Annotated in this window: 12 protein-coding genes and 2 pseudogenes; 8 read left to right on the plus strand and 6 right to left on the minus strand. The window is 60.0% G+C overall.

The annotated features are described in order from the left end of the window. Window positions 1-4 precede the first annotated feature (4 nt). Together garD and CES87_RS14155 are read left to right on the plus strand one after the other, a co-directional pair. Window positions 5-1,558 carry a galactarate dehydratase gene (gene garD / locus CES87_RS14150; protein ID WP_128606590.1) on the plus strand — a complete coding sequence of 518 codons (1,554 nt, stop codon included), beginning with the start codon at window positions 5-7 and terminating at the stop codon, window positions 1,556-1,558. Window positions 1,559-1,726: 168 nt separating this feature from the next. Further along, a complete protein-coding gene (locus tag CES87_RS14155) occupies window positions 1,727-2,668 on the plus strand; it encodes an AEC family transporter (RefSeq protein WP_128606591.1) in 942 nt (313 codons plus the stop codon). Between the two features lie 111 nt (window positions 2,669-2,779). On the opposite strand, the gene CES87_RS14160 is transcribed toward CES87_RS14155, so the two are convergent. The 6 genes from CES87_RS14160 to gatC form a co-directional block, all read right to left on the minus strand. Then, the gene (locus tag CES87_RS14160; protein WP_007976475.1) at window positions 2,780-3,160 is read right to left on the minus strand and encodes a carboxymuconolactone decarboxylase family protein; all 381 of its coding nucleotides are present in this window, start codon (window positions 3,158-3,160) and stop codon (window positions 2,780-2,782) included. Then, window positions 3,157-4,218, minus strand: coding sequence for a calcium/sodium antiporter (locus CES87_RS14165; protein ID WP_128606592.1), 1,062 nt, complete (start codon window positions 4,216-4,218; stop codon window positions 3,157-3,159). The genes CES87_RS14160 and CES87_RS14165 overlap by 4 nt, the downstream gene beginning before the upstream one ends. 50 nt (window positions 4,219-4,268) lie before the next feature. Beyond that, window positions 4,269-4,640, minus strand: a complete 372-nt coding sequence (locus tag CES87_RS14170; protein ID WP_128606593.1) for a septal ring lytic transglycosylase RlpA family protein — start codon at window positions 4,638-4,640, stop codon at window positions 4,269-4,271. 142 nt (window positions 4,641-4,782) lie between these two features. Further along, window positions 4,783-6,228 carry an Asp-tRNA(Asn)/Glu-tRNA(Gln) amidotransferase subunit GatB gene (gene gatB / locus CES87_RS14180; RefSeq protein ID WP_128606595.1) on the minus strand — a complete coding sequence of 482 codons (1,446 nt, stop codon included), beginning with the start codon at window positions 6,226-6,228 and terminating at the stop codon, window positions 4,783-4,785. A gap of 10 nt (window positions 6,229-6,238) precedes the next feature. Further along, on the minus strand, window positions 6,239-7,690 hold the full coding sequence (gene gatA, locus CES87_RS14185; RefSeq protein ID WP_128606596.1) for an Asp-tRNA(Asn)/Glu-tRNA(Gln) amidotransferase subunit GatA: 1,452 nt from the start codon (window positions 7,688-7,690) through the stop codon (window positions 6,239-6,241). A 16-nt stretch (window positions 7,691-7,706) separates the two neighbouring features. Then, entirely contained in the window at window positions 7,707-7,994 is a 288-nt protein-coding gene (gene gatC, locus CES87_RS14190; protein ID WP_007901429.1) for an Asp-tRNA(Asn)/Glu-tRNA(Gln) amidotransferase subunit GatC, read from the minus strand. A gap of 211 nt (window positions 7,995-8,205) precedes the next feature. On the opposite strand from gatC, the gene mreB reads away from it, so the two are divergent. The 6 genes and pseudogenes from mreB to CES87_RS14220 all read left to right on the plus strand — a co-directional run bounded on the left by mreB (window position 8,206) and on the right by CES87_RS14220 (window position 17,034). After that, entirely contained in the window at window positions 8,206-9,243 is a 1,038-nt protein-coding gene (gene mreB / locus CES87_RS14195; RefSeq protein WP_002555108.1) for a rod shape-determining protein MreB, read from the plus strand. A 143-nt stretch (window positions 9,244-9,386) separates the two neighbouring features. After that, window positions 9,387-10,517, plus strand: coding sequence for a rod shape-determining protein MreC (gene mreC, locus CES87_RS14200; RefSeq protein ID WP_128606597.1), 1,131 nt, complete (start codon window positions 9,387-9,389; stop codon window positions 10,515-10,517). Then, a complete protein-coding gene (mreD, locus tag CES87_RS14205; RefSeq protein WP_128606598.1) occupies window positions 10,517-11,008 on the plus strand; it encodes a rod shape-determining protein MreD in 492 nt (163 codons plus the stop codon). Before mreC ends, mreD begins: the two co-directional genes overlap by 1 nt. A gap of 39 nt (window positions 11,009-11,047) precedes the next feature. Further along, a pseudogene (locus CES87_RS14210) lies at window positions 11,048-11,643 on the plus strand (nucleoside triphosphate pyrophosphatase). Between the two features lie 57 nt (window positions 11,644-11,700). Further along, the gene (rng, locus tag CES87_RS14215; protein WP_128606599.1) at window positions 11,701-13,158 is read left to right on the plus strand and encodes a ribonuclease G; all 1,458 of its coding nucleotides are present in this window, start codon (window positions 11,701-11,703) and stop codon (window positions 13,156-13,158) included. Between the two features lie 75 nt (window positions 13,159-13,233). After that, window positions 13,234-17,034, plus strand: a pseudogene (locus CES87_RS14220) (YhdP family protein). The last annotated feature ends 19 nt before the right edge of the window (window positions 17,035-17,053 follow it).

The following is a 17,053-nucleotide window of genomic DNA, read 5'->3' on the forward strand; positions in this document are numbered from 1 at the left end:
CGTCATGCAGTTGATTGAACATTCCGACTCGCCGCGCTACATCCGCCTGCACGAGCGGGACAACGTAGTGATCGTGGTCAATGACCAAGGCGTGCCCGCCGGCACTGAGTTTGCGGATGGCCTGGTCACCGTGGACTTCGTTCCACAGAGCCACAAGGTCACCCTGGAGGACATTCCCGAGGGTGGCCAGGTAATTCGTTACGGCCAGACCATTGGCTACGCGTTGCAGCCGATACCGCGCGGCAGCTGGGTCAAGGAAGATCAACTGCGCATGCCGACCGCGCCGCCGCTGGACAGCCTGCCGCTATCCACCGAAGTGCCGGCCGCGCAAGCACCGCTGGAAGGCTATACCTTCGAGGGTTATCGCAATGCCGACGGAACCGTCGGCACGCGCAACATTCTTGGCATCACCACCACGGTGCAGTGCGTGACCGGTGTGCTGGATCACGCGGTCAAGCGCATCAAGGACGAGTTGTTGCCCAAGTACCCACACGTCGATGACGTGGTGGCGCTGACCCACAGTTACGGGTGTGGCGTGGCAATTACCGCCACTGACGCGTACATCCCGATTCGCACTGTGCGCAACCTGGCGCGCAACCCGAACCTGGGCGGCGAAGCGTTGGTAATCAGCCTGGGCTGCGAGAAATTGCAGGCTGGGCAGGTGATGCACGAAGGCGACAGCTCGGTGGATTTGAGCGAGCCGTGGCTGTATCGCCTGCAGGATTCCAGTCACGGTTTTACCGAGATGATCGAGCAGATCATGGCACTGGCTGAAACCCGCTTGAAGAAGCTCGATCAACGCCGCCGGGAAACCGTACCGGCGTCCGAGCTGATCCTGGGCATGCAGTGTGGCGGCAGTGATGCATTTTCTGGAATCACCGCCAACCCGGCCTTGGGCTATGCCTCGGATCTGTTGTTGCGCGCCGGTGCGACGGTGATGTTTTCGGAAGTGACCGAAGTGCGCGACGCGATCTACCTGCTGACTTCACGGGCGCAAACCAGGGAAGTCGCTCAGGAGTTGGTGCGGGAAATGGATTGGTACGATCGTTACCTGGCCAAGGGCGAAGCGGACCGTAGTGCCAACACAACGCCGGGCAACAAGAAGGGCGGGTTGTCGAACATTGTCGAGAAGTCGTTGGGCTCGATCGTCAAGTCCGGCAGCAGTGCGATCACTGGTGTGCTCGGCCCTGGCGAGCGTTTCAAGGAGAAAGGTCTGATCTTCTGCGCGACCCCAGCCAGCGACTTTGTCTGCGGGACGTTGCAGTTGGCAGCGGGAATGAACCTGCATGTGTTTACTACCGGTCGCGGCACGCCTTACGGGCTGGCCATGGCGCCAGTGGTGAAGGTGTCGACCCGGACTGAATTGGCGCAGCGCTGGCCGGACCTGATCGACATCGACGCCGGGCGCATTGCTACCGGACGCGCTTCTATCGAAGACCTTGGCTGGGAGTTGTTCCACTACTACCTGGACGTGGCCAGCGGCAAGAAGCAGACATGGGCGGAGCGGCACAAACTGCATAACGACATCACCCTGTTCAACCCGGCGCCGATCACCTAAGACCGAGTCGCCTGCTTCGCGAGCAAGCCCGCTCCCACATATAATCTGCGTCGTATGGAGATCCAATGTGGGAGCGGGCTTGCTCGCGAAGGCAGACTACCAGACGCCGATGTCCTTGGTGGCTTATCATTAGCCCCTAACGACGCCCACCTCAAGGTCCTCCCCGGCATGCTGGCAATCTTCCTCGAAACCCTGAACATCACCGCACCGGTGTTTGCCATGCTGTTTCTGGGGGTGTTGCTCAAGCGCATCGACTGGATCAACGACAACTTCATCCACACCGCATCGTCCCTGGTGTTCAACGTCACCATGCCGGCATTGCTGTTCCTGGGCATTCTGCATGCCGACCTGAACGCTGCGTTGCAACCGGCGCTATTGATCTATTTCTCCCTGGCGACCCTGGTGTGCTTTGCCATTGCCTGGGTCTGGGCAATTATCAAGTGTCCGCGCGAAGACCGCGGGATCTATACGCAGGGAGCTTTTCGCGGCAACAACGGGGTGATCGGCCTCGCGCTGGCGGCGAGCATGTACGGCGACTACGGGATTTCCCTCGGCGCGATTCTCGCGGCGCTGGTGATCCTGTTCTACAACACCTTGTCGACCATCGTCCTGGCGGTGTACAGCCCGGTGATCAAGTCCGACCCGTGGAGCATCTGCAAAAGCGTATTCAGCAATCCGCTGATCATCAGTGTCATCGCGGCGGCGCCGTTCGCGTATTTCAAGATCGGCTTGCCAGGATGGCTGGAAACCTCTGGCCAGTACCTGGCGCAAACCACGTTGCCATTGGCGCTGATCTGCATCGGCGGCACGCTGTCGCTGGCGGCGTTGCGCAAAAGCGGCAGGTTGGCGCTGAGTTCAAGCCTGGTGAAAATGCTCGGCCTGCCAGTGCTCGCAACACTGGGTGCGTGGCTCTGGGGCTTTCGCGGGGCGGAGCTGGGGATTCTGTTTCTGTACTTCGGCAGCCCGACCGCCGCGGCGAGTTTCGTCATGGCCCGGGCGGCGAATGGCAACCATGAGCTGGCGGCGGCGATCATCGTCATCACCACGCTGATGGCGGCGATCACCACCAACATCGGGATCTTTTTGTTGCAGTGGGGTGGGTGGATCTAGCTTCAGAATCATCAGTGTTCTTTAGATCCATTCGCGGGCAAGCCTCGCTCCTACAGGGATCTGCGCAATCCTTGTAGGAGCGAGGCTTGCCCGCGAAGGCGATGGGCCTGCTTACTCCGGCTTCTGGTAGCTATCAATCACTTCCTGAGCCGCCCGAAATGCATCGATCGCCGCCGGCACGCCGGCATACACCGCGCAATGCAGCAGCGCCTCGCGAATCTCTTCCACAGTGCAGCCGTTGTTCAGCGCACCACGCACATGACCTTTCAACTCCTGCGGACACTTCAACGCCGTCAACGCGGCAAGGGTGATCAGGCTACGGGTTTTCAGTGGCAACCCTTCACGATTCCACACACCGCCCCAAGCATGCTCATTGACGAAATCCTGCAGCGGCTGGGTGAATTCGGTGGCATTGCCCAATGCGCGGTCGACGAAGGCGTCACCCATCACTTGGCGACGTACTTCAACGCCGGTTTTTTTATTTTCGGTCATGGCAATTCCCTCTTGTGGTGTTGGCGACGCCAGGCGCGCAGCGAGGTGAATAGCAAGTACGCCACCAGCGCCGGCAGGACGAAAAACAGCATCAGATGTTCAAGCTTGCCCGCCAGCGGCATGCCGGTGGTGAACGACACCACGTGCAGACCGTAAGCCAGGTACAAGCCCAAAAACAGCAGACCTTCGGCGCGGGTCACCCGGTAACCGGAATAGAACACCGGCAGGCACAGCGCAGCGACGCCGAGCATCACCGGCAGGTCGAAATCCAGGGCGTTGGGCGATACCGACAGCGGCGATGGCGCGATCAACGCTGTGACGCCCAGCACACCCAAGAGGTTGAACAGGTTGCTGCCGATCACGTTGCCCACGGCAATCTCCCGCTCACCGCGCAACGCGGCGATCAGCGAGGTAGCGAGTTCCGGCAGCGACGTGCTGATGGCGACGATGGTCAGACCGATGATCCGCTCCGACAGCCCGAGGTCGGTGGCGACCGATACCGCCGCACCCAGCAGCAAATGCCCGGCGTATACCAGCATTGCCAAACCGACGGCCATCATCAGCAAGCTGCTGATCCACGGTGCTTGCTCCATCTGGTCATGACTGGATACCGGACGCACCGAATGCCGCGACTGGCGCAGCAACAAGGCGAGATATAGCAGCAGTGCTGCCAACAGCATCACACCGTCAGCTCGGGTCAGTTGTTCATTCCACGCCAGCACGAACACCAGCAGGCTGGCGCCGATCATCAGGGGAATGTCCAGGCGCACCAATTGCCGTGAAACCCGCAGCGGGATGATCAGCGCCGACAACCCGAGGGTGACGAGGATGTTGAAGATGCTGCTGCCGATCACGCTGCCGACGGCGATGTCGGCGTTGTGCGCCAGGGTCGCTTGCAAGCTCACCGCCATCTGCGGTGCGCTGCTGCCGAGGGCGACGATGGTCAGGCCGATGATCAGCGGTCGCACATGCAGGCGCGCGGCCAGGCGCACCGCGGCGCGCACCATCATTTCGGCGCCGGCAATCAACAGCACCAGCCCGCTGAGCAATTCGATCACGCTGATCAGGGGTAAATCGGCTAGTCCGAAAATGGTCGGGGCTCCGTCTTTCAGTCGAGGGCTTGCACGCGAACTCGTGCGGTGCCGCTCTTGAGCATGCCCAAACGTTCGGCGGCTTCATGGGACAGGTCGATCAGGCGCCCACGGGTGTGTGGCCCACGATCATTGATGCGCACCACGCAGGACTTGTCGTTGTTCAGATTAGTGACTTTCACCCGCGTGCCGAAGGGCAACTGGCGATGGGCGGCGGTCAGGGTATTCTTGTCGAAACGCTCGCCGCTGGCGGTGCGTTTGCCTTGGTGTTTGGCGCCGTAATACGAGGCCATGCCGGTTTTATCGTATCCGTGTGGATCGATGGTGTCGGTGCTGGCGCAACCGGCCAGCAGAGAGAGCAGGGCGCTAGCGATGAGCAGACGCTTCATAGAAAGATTTCCCGAAACAATTGTAGGAGCGAGCCTGCTCGCGATGGTGTGTCAGCTACATTGATGCCGGCTGACACTCCATCGCGAGCAAGCTTGCTCCTACAAGGGGTTGAGCCAGGCGTAATATCTGGCTCCATTCTCATCAGCCTTCGAGCTTGCTTTTGAGCAGTTCGTTGACCTGTTGCGGGTTGGCCTTGCCTTTGGAGGCTTTCATGGCCTGGCCGACGAAGAAGCCGAACATCTTGCCGCGTTTGGCTTCGTCTGCCGCGCGATATTGCTCAACCTGTTCGGCGTTGGCCGCCAGCATTTCGTCCAGCACGGCCGAGATCGCACCGGTGTCGGTCACTTGCTTGAGGCCGCGCTTGTCGATGATCTCGTCCGCGCTGCCTTCGCCGTTGGCCATGGCTTCAAACACTACCTTGGCGATCTTGCCGGAGATGGTGTTGTCCTTGATGCGCAGGAGCATGCCGCCCAGAAGCTCTGCGGAAACTGGCGACTCTTCGATGTCCAGGCCTTGCTTGTTCAACAGGCTGCCCAGTTCAACCATGACCCAGTTGGCCGCCAGCTTGGCGTCGCCGCCGATGCTTGCGACTTTTTCGAAGTAATCGGCTTGCTCGCGGCTGGTGGCCAGGACGCTGGCGTCGTAGACCGACAGACCGAACTGCTCCTGGAAGCGCTCGCGTTTCTGCGGCGGCAACTCAGGCAGGGTGGCGCGCACGTCATCGAGGAACGAGTTCTCAATCACCACCGGCAGCAGGTCCGGATCGGGGAAGTAACGGTAGTCGTTGGCTTCCTCTTTGCTGCGCATCGGACGGGTTTCGTCCTTGTTCGGATCGTACAGGCGAGTCTGCTGGATCACCTTGCCGCCGTCTTCGATCAACTCGATCTGACGCTGAATTTCAGTGTTGATCGCCTTCTCGATGAAGCGGAACGAGTTGACGTTCTTGATCTCGCAGCGGGTGCCGAACTCGACCTGACCTTTCGGACGGATCGACACGTTGCAGTCGCAACGCAGCGAGCCTTCGGCCATGTTGCCGTCGCAGATGCCGAGGTAGCGCACCAGGGCGTGGATCGCCTTGACGTAAGCCACGGCTTCCTTGGCGCTGCGCATGTCCGGTTCGGAGACGATTTCCAGCAGCGGTGTGCCGGCACGGTTCAGGTCTATGCCGCTGGCACCGCTGAATTCTTCGTGCAGGCTCTTGCCGGCGTCTTCTTCCAGGTGCGCACGGGTGATGCCGACGCGTTTGACCGTGCCGTCTTCCAGAGCGATGTCCAGGTGGCCCTTGCCGACAATCGGCAATTCCATCTGGCTGATCTGGTAGCCCTTCGGCAGATCCGGATAGAAATAGTTTTTACGGGCGAACACGTTGTGCTGGCCGATCTCGGCGTCAATTGCCAGACCGAACATCACCGCCATGCGCACCGCTTCCTGGTTCAGCACCGGCAATACACCAGGCATGCCCAGGTCAATCAGGCTGGCCTGGGTGTTCGGCTCGGAACCGAAAGTGGTGGAACTACCGGAAAAGATTTTCGACCGGGTGGTGAGCTGGGTGTGAATCTCCAGCCCGATCACGACTTCCCATTGCATGTGTGTCTCCTCAGAAGCCGGTTGGGGTGCGGGTGTGCCAGTCAGTGTTCAACTGATACTGGTGGGCAACGTTCAACAGGCGGCCTTCCTGGAAATACGGGGCTAGCAGTTGCACGCCGACCGGCAGACCATCGACAAACCCGGCAGGCATGGACAAGCCCGGCAGGCCGGCGAGGTTGGCGGTGATGGTGTAGACGTCTTCCAGGTACGCAGCGACCGGGTCGCTGTTCTTGGCGCCGAGCTTCCAGGCCGGGTTCGGCGTGGTCGGGCCGAGGATGATGTCGACCTCATTGAAGGCTGCCATGAAGTCGTTCTTGATCAAGCGACGAATCTTCTGCGCCTTCAGGTAGTAGGCGTCGTAGTAACCGGCCGACAGCGCGTAGGCACCGACCATGATCCGGCGCTGCACTTCCGGGCCGAAACCTTCGCCACGGGAACGCTTGTACAGGTCTTCCAGGTTTTTCGGGTTTTCGCAGCGGTAGCCGAAACGCACGCCGTCGAAACGCGACAGGTTCGAAGAGGCTTCCGCCGGGGCGATCACGTAGTACGCAGGAATCGCGTGCTGCATGTTCGGCAGGCTGATTTCCTTGACCACGGCACCGAGCTTTTCCAGTTCCTTGACGCTGTTATGGATCAGGTCGGCGATACGCGGGTCGAGGCCGGCACTGAAATACTCTTTAGGCACACCGATACGCAGGCCTTGCAGCGAACCGTTCAGGCTGGCGCTGTAGTCCGGTACGGGTTCGTCGATGCTGGTGGAGTCGTTCGGATCGAAGCCGGCCATACCTTGCAACAAAATTGCGCAGTCTTCGGCTGTGCGTGCCAACGGACCGCCCTGATCGAGGCTGGAGGCGTAAGCGATCATGCCCCAGCGCGATACACGACCGTACGTCGGTTTCAGGCCAGTGAGGTTGGTCAGTGCCGCGGGCTGACGAATGGAGCCCCCGGTGTCGGTGCCGGTGGCCGCAGGTAACAGACGAGCGGCAACCGCAGCAGCGGATCCACCCGACGAACCGCCCGGAACGTGCTCCAGGTTCCACGGGTTTTTCACCGCGCCGTAATAGCTCGACTCGTTGGCCGAGCCCATGGCGAACTCGTCCATGTTGGTCTTGCCCAGGGTCACGGCCCCGGCAGCGGCCAGCTTGGCGACGACGGTGGCGTCGTACGGTGCTTTAAAGTTGTCGAGCATCTTCGAGCCGCAGCTGGTACGGATGCCCTGTGTGCAGAACAGGTCTTTGTGGGCGATCGGTACGCCGAGCAGGGCGCCGCTCTCACCATTGGCCCGGCGTGCGTCAGCGGCTTTCGCCTGCTGCAGCGCCAGGTCTTCGGTGATGCTGATGAAACTGTTGAGCTGAGGATCGAGCTGGGCGATGCGCGCCAGCAGGACTTTGGTCAGTTCTTCGGAAGAAAATTTTTTATCGGCGAGTCCGCGGGCGATCTCGGCCAGAGTCAAATGATGCATTGCAGGCTCTTTCCCTTTAGTCGATGACTTTCGGAACCAGGTACAGGCCGTTTTCGACCGCTGGTGCGATGGACTGGTAAGCCTCGCGATGATTGGTCTCGGTCACGACGTCCGCACGCAGGCGCTGGCTGGCTTCCAGTGGGTGGGCCAGCGGTTCGATACCGTCGGTATTGACCGCCTGCATTTCGTCGACCAGTCCGAGAATGCTGTTGAGGGCCGAAGTGATATGTGGAAGATCGGCATCATTGAGGCCAAGACAGGCCAGATGAGCGATTTTTTCCACGTCGGAGCGTTCTAGTGCCATCGGGATTCTCCAGTGGAAAACAAAACGGACGGCGTCCGTGTGTTAGATTGTCGGAACACTACCGCACTTCTACGGTCATAAGGCCGCGATTGTGGGGCTTGGTGCACAGAAAAGCGGTCAATTTAACATATTGGCGCCTTGCCCAAAATCCCTGTCGTTGTTAGAGTTTGCCGCACTTTTTTACCCACGCGTTGCCTAGGGTCCCTTTCCCATGTTCAAGAAACTGCGTGGCATGTTTTCCAGCGATCTTTCCATTGACCTGGGCACTGCCAACACCCTTATTTACGTGCGCGAGCGCGGTATCGTCCTGAATGAGCCATCGGTTGTGGCCATTCGGACACACGGTAACCAGAAAAGTGTTGTTGCTGTCGGCACCGAAGCCAAGCGCATGCTTGGTCGTACGCCGGGCAACATTGCTGCCATTCGTCCGATGAAGGACGGCGTGATCGCCGACTTCAGCGTCTGCGAAAAGATGCTGCAGTACTTCATCAACAAGGTTCACGAAAACAGCTTCCTGCAGCCTAGCCCTCGCGTGTTGATCTGCGTTCCTTGCAAATCCACCCAGGTTGAGCGTCGTGCCATCCGTGAGTCGGCCCTCGGTGCCGGTGCCCGTGAGGTATTCCTGATCGAAGAGCCGATGGCCGCTGCGATCGGTGCCGGCCTGCCGGTGGAAGAAGCTCGCGGTTCGATGGTGGTGGATATCGGTGGCGGTACCACCGAAATCGCGCTGATCTCCCTGAACGGTGTGGTTTACGCCGAATCCGTACGGGTTGGCGGCGACCGCTTCGACGAAGCGATCATCACTTACGTTCGTCGCAACTATGGCAGCCTGATCGGCGAGTCCACTGCCGAGCGCATCAAGCAGGAAATCGGTACTGCCTACCCGGGCGGCGAAGTTCGTGAAGTTGACGTTCGTGGCCGTAACCTGGCCGAAGGCGTTCCACGCGCATTTACCCTGAACTCCAACGAAGTGCTGGAAGCTCTGCAAGAGTCCCTGGCTACCATCGTTCAGGCCGTGAAGAGTGCACTGGAGCAATCGCCTCCGGAGCTGGCGTCCGATATCGCCGAACGTGGTCTGGTACTGACCGGTGGTGGCGCCTTGCTGCGTGACCTCGACAAGTTGCTGGCCCAGGAAACCGGTCTGCCGGTGATCGTCGCCGAAGACCCGTTGACCTGCGTTGCTCGCGGCGGTGGCCGTGCATTGGAAATGATGGATAAACACACCATGGATCTGCTTTCCAGCGAATAAGTCGCCGGATCGCCTTCATGCTGTTGAGCGCGCAGGCGGCACTTTGCAGTGCTGCCTGTTCGCGTTTATCTTCTGTCAGTCTGCATCCAGGCCGGTTTGATGCCGTATGAATAAAGAGAACATTTGCCTGGGAGGAGCGGCTTATTAAACCGCTTTTCACCAAGGGTCCCTCACTGGGCGTGCGCTTGTTGGTGCTGGTCGTGCTTTCGGTCGCGCTGATGGTGGTCGACGCCCGCTTCACACTGCTCAAGCCAGTGCGTAGCCAGATGTCGCTGGTGCTGATGCAGTCTTACTGGATCACCGACCTGCCACAGCGGCTATTCCAGGGTGTGGCCAGCCAGTTTGGCAGCCGCACCGAACTCGTCGCCGAAAACGAAAAACTCAAAAGCGAAAACCTGCTGTTGCAGGGGCGCATGCAAAAGCTTGCCTCCCTGACCGAGCAGAACGTTCGGCTGCGCGAGTTGCTCAACTCGTCGGCACTGGTCAACGAAAAGGTTGAAGTGGCCGAGTTGATCGGCATGGACCCCAACCCCTTCACCCATCGCATCATCATCAACAAAGGTGAGCGTGACGGCGTAGTCCTCGGTCAGCCGGTACTCGATGCCCGTGGCCTGATGGGTCAGGTGGTCGAGTTGATGCCCTACACTTCCCGCGTCTTGCTGTTGACCGATTCCACCCACAGCATTCCGGTGCAGGTCAACCGCAATGGTCTGCGGGCGATTGCCAGCGGCACCGGTAATCCGGAGCGCCTTGAACTGCGTCACGTGGCGGATACCGCCGACATCAAGGAAGGCGATCTGCTGGTCAGTTCCGGCCTCGGTCAGCGTTTTCCGGCGGGCTACCCGGTGGCCACGGTCAAGGAAGTGATTCACGACTCCGGCCAGCCGTTTGCCATCGTCCGCGCGGTGCCAACCGCGGCCCTGAATCGCAGCCGTTATCTGCTACTGGTGTTCAGCGACAACCGCACGGCTGAAGAACGTGCCAACGACGCCGCGCAGGCTCAGGAATCCCTGGATGCTCAGGGCGGTGGGCCGATCATCCCCGCGACCGTGCCGAAACCTGCGATTGTTCCGGCCGCCGTTGCGGCGCCCGCAACTCCAGTTGCTCCAGCGACTGCCCCTGCTGCTGCCGCCCCGGCCAAGCCTGCCGCCACACATCCCGCCGCAGCCAAGCCGTCTGCGGCCAACAAACCAGCGGCGGCTAAACCCGCTGCCGTGAAACCTGCTGCCAAACCGCCTGTCTCCGCGCCGGCTACTACTGGGGGACGAGAATAATGGTCGGTGTCAAAGCCTCCCGAAACGGCTGGATAGTCTGGCTGACGTTTGCCATCGGCATGCTGCTCAGCGTTTCGCCGCTGCCGCAATTCATGGAAATCCTTCGCCCGCTGTGGCTCGCCTTGCTGCTGGCGTTCTGGGCGTTGGCCCTGCCGCAGAAAGTCGGGATGGTCACTGCGTGGTGCCTGGGCCTGGCTGAAGACGTGCTGTACGGCACGTTGCTGGGCCAGAACGCATTGATCCTGACCCTCATCACCTATCTGGTGCTGGCGCTGCAACAACGCTTGCGGATGTTCCCGATGTGGCAGCAGAGCCTGGTGCTACTGGTGATCTTCGGCCTCGCGCAGCTTGTTCAACTATGGCTGAGCGCCCTGACTGGCAATCGTCAGCCAACGCTGGCACTGGTATTGCCGGCACTGGTCAGCGCGTTGCTCTGGCCGTGGGTCAGCTTCGGTTTGCGCGGATTGCGCCGACGCTACAAAATCAATTAATTCGGTCAGGCATTTGCCCATACCACGACAGGGAGATGTCTGATGAAACTTTACCTCGCCTCAGGCTCGCCGCGTCGGCGTGAACTGCTCACGCAGATCGGCGTGCCGTTCACCGCCATCAGTGCGGACATCGATGAAGCCCCCTCACTAACGAATCCCCTTCGGCCTATGTCGAGCGTCTCGCACGCGGCAAGGCTGCGGCTGGGCGCGATGCTGTGGTGTCCGATGCTCCGTTCTGCGTACTGGGCGCCGATACCGCCGTCGTGCTCGACGGCAAAATTCTCGGCAAACCGGTTGATGAAGCTGACGCTTGCGCCATGCTGAAGATGTTGTCCGGGAATGAACATGAAGTCCTGACGGCCATTGCGCTGCTCGACGGTGAGCGTTGCGAGTCGCGAGTGGTGCGCAGTGTGGTGCGTTTTCGCCCCATCGGCAGCGACGAAGCGGTGGCCTACTGGGCTAGCGGCGAGCCGCAGGACAAGGCCGGTGGTTATGGAATTCAAGGACTGGGTGCGGTGTTTGTCGCCGGGCTCGATGGAAGTTACTCGGCGGTGGTTGGACTGCCGCTTTGCGAAACCGCGCAACTGCTGGGCCATTTCGGCATACCCTGTTGGCAAACCCTTAACGCGCGCTGAGCGTCGTACTGACAAGATGCGGCCATTATCGTGAACATGCCTGAACGAGACCCTGCCATGAGTGAAGAGATCCTGATCAACATCACGCCGATGGAATCACGCGTGGCGGTGGTCGAAAACGGTGTCCTGCAAGAGGTCCATGTCGAGCGCACGCAAAAGCGCGGGATCGTTGGCAATATCTATAAAGGCAAAGTCGTGCGGGTATTGCCGGGCATGCAGGCGGCGTTCGTCGATATTGGCCTGGATCGCGCTGCATTCATTCATGCCTCGGAAATTTCCCTGCGTGAAGGTCCTGCGGTAGAGAGCATCAGCTCTCTGGTGCACGAAGGCCAGAGCCTGGTGGTGCAGGTCACCAAGGACCCGATTGGCTCCAAGGGCGCGCGCCTGACCACTCAGTTGTCGATCCCGTCGCGCTATCTGGTGTACATGCCGCGCACCGCACATGTCGGCATTTCGCTGAAGATCGAAGACGAAGCCGAGCGCGAACGCCTCAAGCAAGTGGTCAGTGACTGTGTTGCCAAAGAAGGCATCAAGGAGGCCGGCGGTTTTATCCTGCGTACAGCGGCTGAAGGCGCCGGGGCAGACGAAATCCTCATGGACATTCGCTACCTGCGCAGACTCTGGGATCAGATCAACGCCCAAATCCTGACCATCAGTGCGCCGAGCGTGATCTACGAAGACCTCGGCTTGGCGCTGCGCACCCTGCGTGACCTGGTAAGCCCGAAGATCGAGAAGATCCGAATCGACTCACGGGAAACCTTTCAGAAAACCACGCAGTTCGTCGCCGAACTGATGCCGGAGATTGCCGATCGTCTTGAGCATTACCCCGGCGAGCGGCCGATTTTCGACCTGTACGGCGTCGAAGACGAAATCCAGAAAGCCCTGGAACGCAAAGTCCCGTTGAAGTCCGGCGGTTATCTGGTGGTCGATCCGGCGGAAGCCATGAGCACCATCGACGTCAACACCGGGGCGTTCGTCGGTCATCGCAACCTTGAGGAAACCATCTTCAAGACCAACCTCGAAGCCGCGACCGCCATCGCTCGCCAACTGCGCCTGCGCAACCTGGGCGGGATCATCATCATCGACTTTATCGACATGGAAGATGAGGAGCACCAGCGCCAGGTGCTGCGCACATTGGAGAAACAGCTCGAGCGTGATCACGCCAAGACCAACATCATCGGCATCACCGAGTTGGGCCTGGTACAGATGACGCGCAAACGCACCCGCGAAAGCCTCGAACAAGTGTTGTGCGAGCCGTGCTCCAGTTGCCAGGGCCGTGGCAAGTTGAAGACTCCGGAAACCATTTGCTACGAAATCTTCCGCGAAATACTCCGGGAAGCTCGCGCCTATCAGGCGGAAGGCTATCGTGTATTGGCGAACCAGAAAGTCGTCGACCGCCTGCTCGATGAGGAGTCGGGCAACGTCGCCGAACTGGAAGTATTTATCGGACGCACCATTCGGTTTCAGGTAGAAACCATGTATTCCCAGGAACAATACGACGTGGTGCTGCTCTGATTCGCCATGTCTTAATTTTTCCTGCACGGCTGGCCTCAGCTTTTTGCAAAACTTTTGCCATGGGAGCCAACTGACATGGAGCGTCTGACACGCATTTTGGCTGCACTGACCCGCTGGGGTCTGGGCCTGTGCGCGTTGGTTTTGGTCTTGATGGCGTTGTACGTCAGTCTTGGTCGGGAACTCGCGCCGTTGGTGGCCGAGTACCGTGCCGAAGTCGAAACCCGGGCCAGCGAGGCCCTTGGCATGCCACTGCAGATTGGCGAGCTGGAAGGCAGCTGGAGCGGATTCGCACCTGTTCTGTCGGCACACGATGTGACGGTTGGCGAGGGCGCCAATGCCCTGCACCTGGAAAATGTGCGCGCGGTGCCGGACCTGTGGGCCAGCCTGTTGGCCCGTGAAGTGCGCATCGCCCATCTGGCGTTCAGTGGCCTGAAGATCAGCCTCAAGCAGGGCGATGACGGTCAGTGGGCGCTGGAAGGCTTGCCGGTCCAGGACGAGCAGCCTTTGGACCCGGAGCAGTTACTCAATCGCATGCAAATGATCCGGCAGTTGTCGGTGCTCGACAGCCAGGTCACTTTGCAGCCGTGGGGAGCGTCACCGCTGACCCTGACATACGTCGGCCTGAATCTGAAAATCGGTGCCACTCGTCAGCGACTCGATGCCCGGTTGACCCTGCCCGATGGCCAGCCGGTGGCCATGAGCCTGCGGACCCGCATTCGTGCCAGTCAGTGGAAGGACGGTGAGGCCCAGGTTTACTTGAGCCTGCCGCAAAGCGATTGGTCGAAATGGTTGCCTGAGAGCATCAGCCAACAGTGGAATTTTTCCGAGATCAAGGCCGGTGGCGAGTTGTGGGCGACCTGGGGTCAGGGCGTGTTGCAAAGCGCTGCGGTACGTGTGAATGCGCCGCAACTCAAGGGCTCCTATACCGATCGAAAGCCGGTCAAGATCGACAATCTGGCGCTCAACGGCTATTTCCAGCGCAGCGACGACGGCATGTTGGTGACGGTGGATTCCCTGGCCATGAGCCTCGGCGAAACCCGATGGGAATCACATCTGCAAGTCAAGCAAACGGCGGCTTCCGACAAATCGCAAGAGCTCTGGCATCTGCAGGCCGACCGTATCGACCTCACTCCACTTACACCATTACTTAACGCCCTGGCACCCTTGCCTGAAGGCTTTGCCACGGTTGTAGAGCGACTCAAAGTCACGGGTGGACTTCGCAATGTGCTGATCGACGTGCGGCCCAATGCCACCGACGAAAGCAAGTTCAGCTTCGCCGCCAACCTCGATCGAGTCGGTTTCGACGCCTATCATGGCGCTCCGGCGGCACGAAACGTCACGGGCAGCATCAGCGGCGACCTTGGACACGGCGAATTGCGCATGGACAGCAAGAATTTCATGCTGCACCTGGACCCGATTTTCGCCAAACCCTGGCAATACATTCAGGCCAATGCTCGCCTGACCTGGAAGCTCGACAACGAAGGCTTCACCCTGATCGCGCCCTACCTGAAGGTGCTGGGCGAAGAGGGCAAGATCGCCGGCGACTTCCTGATTCGCCTGCATTTCGATCACACCCAGGAAGACTATATGGACCTGCGGGTCGGTATGGTGGACGGTGACGGTCGCTACACCGCCAAGTACTTGCCGGCAGTCCTCAGCCCGGCGCTGGACGAATGGTTGCGCACGGCGATTCTCAAAGGTGCGGTGGACCAGGGGTTCTTCCAGTACCAAGGGTCGTTGAACCATGACGCAACAGATACGGCGCGCAGCATCAGTCTGTTTTTCAAGGTGCACGATGCCGAGTTGGCGTTCCAGCCCGGTTGGCCACACGTCAGCAAGGTCACGGGTGATGTGTTCGTTGAAGACAGTGGCGTGCGGGTTCTGGCCAGCAAGGGGCAATTGCTCGATACCCAGGTCAGCGACGTTTACGTCAATATTCCCCACGCGCCGGAGGGGCAGAGTACTCACCTGTTTCTCGATGGCGGGTTCGCCGGGGGCTTGGGCGATGGCTTGAAAATCCTTCAGCAAGCGCCAATCGGCACCGCAGACACCTTTGCCGGTTGGGAAGGCGAAGGTGACCTGCAAGGCAAACTCAAGCTGGATATCCCGCTGGTCAAGGGCGAGCAGCCGAAGATCCTGGTCGACTTCAAGACCGCAAAGGCCCGCCTGAAACTGGCCGAGCCACCCTTGGAGCTTATTCAGCTAAAAGGCGATTTCCGTTTCGACAGCGCCAAGGGGCTGAGCGGGCAGAACATCACCGCGCGCGCGTTCGATAAACCAGTGAGCGCGCAGATTTTCGCCGATGGTCGCGAGGGCAAGCTCAACACCCGGGTCACCGCTTCGGGGCAGGTCGAGGTCAAGAAACTCGCCGACTGGCTGAACGTCACCCAGCCGTTGCCGGCGAGCGGCGTGATTCCCTATCAATTGAAACTGACCCTGGATGGCGCCGATAGCCAGTTGATGGTCAATTCCAATCTCAAAGGCGTCACCGTTGATTTACCGGCACCTTTCGGCATGGCGGCGGATGCGGGGCGCGATACGACGTTGCGCATGACCTTGCAGGGTGCGGAGCGCCGCTATTGGGTGAACTACGGCGAGTTGGCCAACTTCACCTTTGCCGCACCGGCCGGAAATTTTTCCGACGGTCGTGGTGAGTTGTTCCTGGGTAATGGTGAAGCCGTGCTGCCCGGCGCCAAGGGCCTGCGGTACGTGGCGTGCTGTCGGAACTGGACGTCGGCCCATGGCAAGATCTTGTAAGCAAGTATGCCGGCAAGACCCGGGTGGCAGCGCCAAACAATTGCTCAGTGGCGCGGATTTCAAGGTAGGCAAGCTCAGTGCGCTGGGCACAACGCTCGATCAGGCATCGGTACAGTTGACGCGCAAACCGTCCGCCTGGGCTTTGCAACTCGACAGTCAGCAGGTCAAGGGCAGCGCCAGCATCCCTGATGCGAAAGCCGCACCGATGGTGATCAATTTGCAAACCGTGCGTCTGCCCGCACCTGACCCGACGGTACTGGCTGATGAAAACTCGCCGGACCCACTGGCCTCGGTGGATCCGACCAAGATCCCGGCGCTGGATATAACCATCAACCAGTTGTTCCAGGGCAACGACCTGGTCGGTGCCTGGTCGCTGAAGGTACGTCCAACGGCCAAGGGTATCGCTCTTAATTCGCTGGACATGGGCCTCAAAGGCATCCTGTTGCAGGGCAGCGGCGGCTGGGAAGGCACGCCGGGGCCAGCACCAGCTGGTACAAAGGCCGGATCAGCGGCAAGAACCTCGCGGATGTGCTCAAGGGCTGGGGCTTTGCGCCAAGCGTCACCAGCCAGGAGTTCCATATGGATGTCGATGGCCGCTGGCCCGGCTCACCGGCCTGGCTGGCCTCCAAGCGTTTCTCCGGCACTCTCGACGCTTCGATGAAGGAAGGCCAGTTTGTTGAAGTCGAAGGCGGCGCTCAGGCGCTGCGAGTCTTCGGTTTGCTCAACTTCAACTCCATTGGCCGGCGATTGCGCCTGGACTTCTCCGACCTGTTCGGCAAAGGCCTGAGCTATGACCGGGTCAAGGGCCTGCTGGTGGCGACCAATGGCGTGTATGTCACCCGCGAACCGATCCAGATGACGGGGCCTTCAAGCAATGTTGAACTCAACGGCACCTTGAACCTGGTGGGCGAACAGATCGATGCCAAATTGATGGTGACCTTGCCTGTGACCAACAACTTGCCGATTGCCGCACTGATCGTCGGTGCACCGGCCATTGGCGGGGCACTGTTTCTGATCGACAAGTTGATCGGTGATCGCGTGGCCCGTTTCGCCAGTGTGAAATACACCGTCAAAGGGCCGTGGAAAGATCCGAAAATCACCTTCGACAAGCCGTTTTGAAACGCCATCCTTCGGACCT

Origin of the sequence: Pseudomonas sp. ERMR1:02, assembly GCF_002277815.1 — a bacterium.
GTDB lineage: Bacteria > Pseudomonadota > Gammaproteobacteria > Pseudomonadales > Pseudomonadaceae > Aquipseudomonas.

What these genes read in the sequence shown, in the direction of transcription:
- CES87_RS14170 (WP_128606593.1), bottom strand. Translation starts at nt 4,640, where the DNA reads ATGAAGCGTCTGCTCATCGCTAGCGCCCTGCTCTCTCTGCTGGCCGGT.
- gatB (WP_128606595.1), bottom strand. Translation starts at nt 6,228, where the DNA reads ATGCAATGGGAAGTCGTGATCGGGCTGGAGATTCACACCCAGCTCACC.
- mreB (WP_002555108.1), top strand. Translation starts at nt 8,206, where the DNA reads ATGTTCAAGAAACTGCGTGGCATGTTTTCCAGCGATCTTTCCATTGAC.
- gatC (WP_007901429.1), bottom strand. Translation starts at nt 7,994, where the DNA reads ATGGCACTAGAACGCTCCGACGTGGAAAAAATCGCTCATCTGGCCTGT.
- CES87_RS14160 (WP_007976475.1), bottom strand. Translation starts at nt 3,160, where the DNA reads ATGACCGAAAATAAAAAAACCGGCGTTGAAGTACGTCGCCAAGTGATG.
- rng (WP_128606599.1), top strand. Translation starts at nt 11,701, where the DNA reads ATGAGTGAAGAGATCCTGATCAACATCACGCCGATGGAATCACGCGTG.
- gatA (WP_128606596.1), bottom strand. Translation starts at nt 7,690, where the DNA reads ATGCATCATTTGACTCTGGCCGAGATCGCCCGCGGACTCGCCGATAAA.
- garD (WP_128606590.1), top strand. Translation starts at nt 5, where the DNA reads ATGCAGTTGATTGAACATTCCGACTCGCCGCGCTACATCCGCCTGCAC.
- CES87_RS14155 (WP_128606591.1), top strand. Translation starts at nt 1,727, where the DNA reads ATGCTGGCAATCTTCCTCGAAACCCTGAACATCACCGCACCGGTGTTT.
- mreD (WP_128606598.1), top strand. Translation starts at nt 10,517, where the DNA reads ATGGTCGGTGTCAAAGCCTCCCGAAACGGCTGGATAGTCTGGCTGACG.